The organism is Ornithinicoccus halotolerans, from assembly GCF_009602535.1.
Lineage (GTDB): Bacteria > Actinomycetota > Actinomycetes > Actinomycetales > Dermatophilaceae > Ornithinicoccus > Ornithinicoccus halotolerans.
Genome location: NZ_WIQI01000175.1, coordinates 1 through 3,528, shown reverse-complemented (window position 1 = coordinate 3,528; position 3,528 = coordinate 1). Strand labels below are relative to the sequence as shown.

Sequence of the window (3,528 nt, the reverse complement as noted above, 5' to 3'; positions counted from 1 at the left end):
TGAGCTATGAGAGCGTCTATCAGGAGGCCGAGGAAGATCGGAGGCGGGCGTTGCGTGAGCTGCTGGCGTTCGTGGAGCTGCACGAGGCGCCCCACTTCGACGCTGCCTTCATCGAGTACATGTCACCGGACAGCAAGATCAACTCGCTGCAGACCTACCAGCGGATCCGCAACTACGACCAGCTGCGCGAGGAGTTCCCACGGATCGTCACGGCAGAGTGACTGCAGACTCGGAGGATCGTCACACCATGGCCCACCATCGGGTGCTGCACGTCGGCACGCCCAAGACCGGCACCACCTACCTTCAGGGCATTCTGTCAAAGAATCGCCCCCACCTGCGCGAGGCGGGGTGGTTGTACCCCGGCGGGAAGCTCAACCAGCAAGCCGCGGTCTACGGAATCAGCGGGAGGGACATCCACTACGTCCGGGACCCGCAGCGCTTTCACGCCCTGGGCGCGAAGCTGCTGACCCGGCTTGCGGAGGCCTCGGAGCAGAACGTCATGCTCTCCGCGGAGGCGCTGGCGCTGCTGCCCGAGCCCGCGATCGAGAGCTTCATCGACAGGGTGGGGCAGCCGTCGAAGGTCCTCGTGACGCTGCGAGGCCTGCACAAGCTCCTCCCGTCAGCGTGGCAGCAACTGCTCAAGGCCGGCCACCGAGAGTCTCTCGGTCAGTACCTGGACCGAATGGACCAGCACCGAGCAGGCCTGGACGACCCCTGGCGGGCCTACGCCTTCGGTGAGGTCGTGCGCCGGTGGGCGTCGTTCGCTCCTGTCGAGGTCGTCGTCGTGCCCACCAGCGGCGGAGACCCGGCACAGCTGTGGCAGCTGTTCCGACAGGCTGCGGGCCTGCCGGACGTCCCTGACCTCGACGTACAGGCCCAGGACGCGAACCTTTCGCTCAGCGCCCAGGCTGCCCGAATCCTGCTCGAGCTCAACCGCGTGGTGGCAGGCGAGGATTTCCCCCCCGCACGTGCGAAGCGGCTACGGAAGGCCTACCTCAACCGCGCGGTCTTCCCGCTCGCGAAGCGGGACGGTGGCGGGAGTATCGCCCTGCCGAGCTCGGTGGGCACGAGAGTGCGCGCCTGGAACGAGGAAGAGCTGGCCAAGGTCCGCGAGCATGCGTCGGTCATCCACGGTGAAGTGGCCGACGCCGCCATGCCCCCCCAGCAGGTGCCGGAGCCGCAGCCAGACATCGACGGCACCACGGCCAGGGTGGCCGCTCGGCAGGTGCTGGCCCTGCTGATGGAGACGGCGCGACAGGGGGAGGCTTCCTCGGTGTCCGAGCAGGTCACGCCGGGCTAGTCTCGCGACGGTGCGTGGAGCTCGGGGCAGCCCACTCAGCGAAGCCACTGCCGGGACCACCAGGCGTCGGCGACGAACAGGCGCCAGACGTACTTCGCGTACTCGGGCGGCGCCTTGGCTACGGCATGGTCGAAGTGCCAGCCGTCCTCATGCTGGCTCGATGCCACGATCGACTCGGCGGTGTGGGTGTTGAGGAGCGACGACAAGCGGTCCCAGTGCGCTGAGGCCACGAGGGACCGGGCCAAGGCATTGACCGTCCTCGCGGAGTACTCGCCATCCCCTCCCGGTGCTCGTTTCGCCGGCCGTGCTGCCGCGGCGGGGGCCACGGGTCGCGAACGCAGCTCGTAGTCGGCGCCGGATAGCTCGGGGTCGGCGCCGGACGCTTCGAACCTCCAGTTCGAGTCGTGTAGCGGCAGCCTGAGTGACTCCGGCCATATCCGGCGCAGCGCGAGGAACAGCGCCTTCTCTGACACCTTCTCGTACATGGTCATGACGTCGCACACGCCGGTGATCTCTGCATCACTCACCGGATAGGCGACGAGGGCATCGCGTGCGTAGTGCGCAATATGCGAATGAAGGTACCGCCCGGAGCGGAAGTGCCGTGCGAAGAGATAGAGCTTCTCTAGCTCACTCGCTGAGTGCACCGACGAGTACCACTCCTCCATGGCAGCGTCGAACGGCTCTCTCACCGCCGTGCGCAGAATCGGGGCACCCTGGCCGATCAGGGTCTGCAGCACCGCGCCCGCGCGGTACCTCATGGCCTTTGCGATCCCGCCCTTGTAAAGGGGCCACTGGCCCAGCATGACCCCCTCCTGAGGAGAGGTGGCCACGGACCCAGCATATTTTGCGACATGCGCTTCTGACGGTGGAATGCCACCGCACTCGCGCAGCGTCGACGCTACCTGTCCGCTGAGAGTCGTCCCGGCCGCCGATGGCGGGGCAGTCACCCGATGCGGAACGTCAGCCATACTCGCGAGGGCTTGCGACAACCGCACTTCAGCATCACTGGCCACACCGTACGTGACCGCCCGGACTGGTAGGTCTCGCTTCCTCAGCAGACCCAGCAGCAAGCGACTGTCCTTGCCACCGCTCAGTCGGAGTTGAATGCCACGGGGAGCAACGTTGGCCAAGATGCGCTCCAAGGCGTGGTCAGCGGCGTCTGCCAGCGCCTCCCCCGCTTCCTCCAGGGTGTGATCGGTAGCCAAGGGCGCCGTCAGCCCGGGAGGGACCTCCTCCAGCGCCAGCTGCCCCGCTGTTATGCACAGGGCACGATCCGCAGGCAGTGTCCACACATTCTCGAACGGTGTCTGCCCACTGATGGCGTAGCCATAAAGTAGGTACTCACTCAGGTACTCGGCAGACAGGACTGCTCCATGTAGGTTCCCGCGCGCCCGCGCCAGGGCGGCAAGGAGGGGGCGGTTGGAGATGTAGTGATTCTCTTCGTCCGAGGTGTAATGCACCGCTTCCAGCGCAGGACTGGTGTTCCAGGCGGTCACCCGGTCGACATGCTTGGCACCCAGCACGACCGCATACTGACCCCACACCGGGCTGGTGTATCGGTGCCTTCCTCCCTGCACCGCCAGGCTTCGGAGGAGCTGCTGGGCGGAACCGGATCCCGCCTGCACCACCCATTGCTGTCTGTCATGCGTGTAGGCGGGCTCTCCACCTTTGGTCGACCAGTAAAGTAGATGGGCCGCGCCCTCCGGCGAGACGTCCGTTCTCAGCTGCGCGCCTTCGCGTGAAGGACCTGCGAAGGACTGGTAGGCAGTGTCAAGCTGGCGCAGCAGGGCGTGAGCTCGATCTGTGGTCCTTCGCGGGTCAGACTGCCTCCGTGGCGCACGCGGCACGACCACGAGAAACTCGGTCATGTCGTCCCCTTCCCCTTGGTGACGCATCCCGCGCACGGCCCGAGTGGCCTTGGCAGCGCAGCTGGCGCACCGACCTCCTGCCGGCGGCCTCTGCCTCCCCGCTGCTTGACAAGGCGGCTTGCCGACAAGCGACGCCGAGGCGCATCGGACCTACCCTTGCGCTGCCTTCCCCACACTCAGCCATCTCGCGGTTGGGTTTCGGACGTCGCACGCTACCTGATATGGGGAGTCGGCTCCGCGGACCGCCGACACCTTGGTGTGCCGCTGCGTCGGGCGTGGGCGTTAGCGGACGCCGATGAGGTCGGGATAGTTCCATCCGGAGGTGGTGACCACCTGGCGCCGGGCCAGGCCGTCTCCGGC

3 protein-coding genes are annotated in these 3,528 nt (G+C 66.8%); 2 read left to right on the top strand and 1 reads right to left on the bottom strand.

All coding sequences use genetic code 11. The features are described from left to right. Positions 1-221, top strand: a 221-nt coding sequence (locus tag GFJ45_RS15645) for a hypothetical protein (RefSeq protein ID WP_194288726.1), incomplete at its 5' end; no start/stop codon positions are given. Between the two features lie 26 nt (positions 222-247). After that, positions 248-1,300: a hypothetical protein gene (locus tag GFJ45_RS15640; RefSeq protein ID WP_153398907.1), complete on the top strand. Its 1,053-nt coding sequence runs from the start codon at positions 248-250 to the stop codon at positions 1,298-1,300. A 35-nt stretch (positions 1,301-1,335) separates the two neighbouring features. Here the strand turns inward: GFJ45_RS15640 and GFJ45_RS15635 are convergent, their stop codons facing one another. Next, a complete protein-coding gene (locus GFJ45_RS15635; protein WP_153398904.1) occupies positions 1,336-3,168 on the bottom strand; it encodes a hypothetical protein in 1,833 nt (610 codons plus the stop codon). Positions 3,169-3,528: the final 360 nt, after the last annotated feature.

Bases quoted from the DNA above. Each gene is read 5' to 3' on its own strand.
- GFJ45_RS15640 (WP_153398907.1), top strand. From the start codon at position 248: ATGGCCCACCATCGGGTGCTGCACGTCGGCACGCCCAAGACCGGCACC.
- GFJ45_RS15635 (WP_153398904.1), bottom strand. From the start codon at position 3,168: ATGACCGAGTTTCTCGTGGTCGTGCCGCGTGCGCCACGGAGGCAGTCT.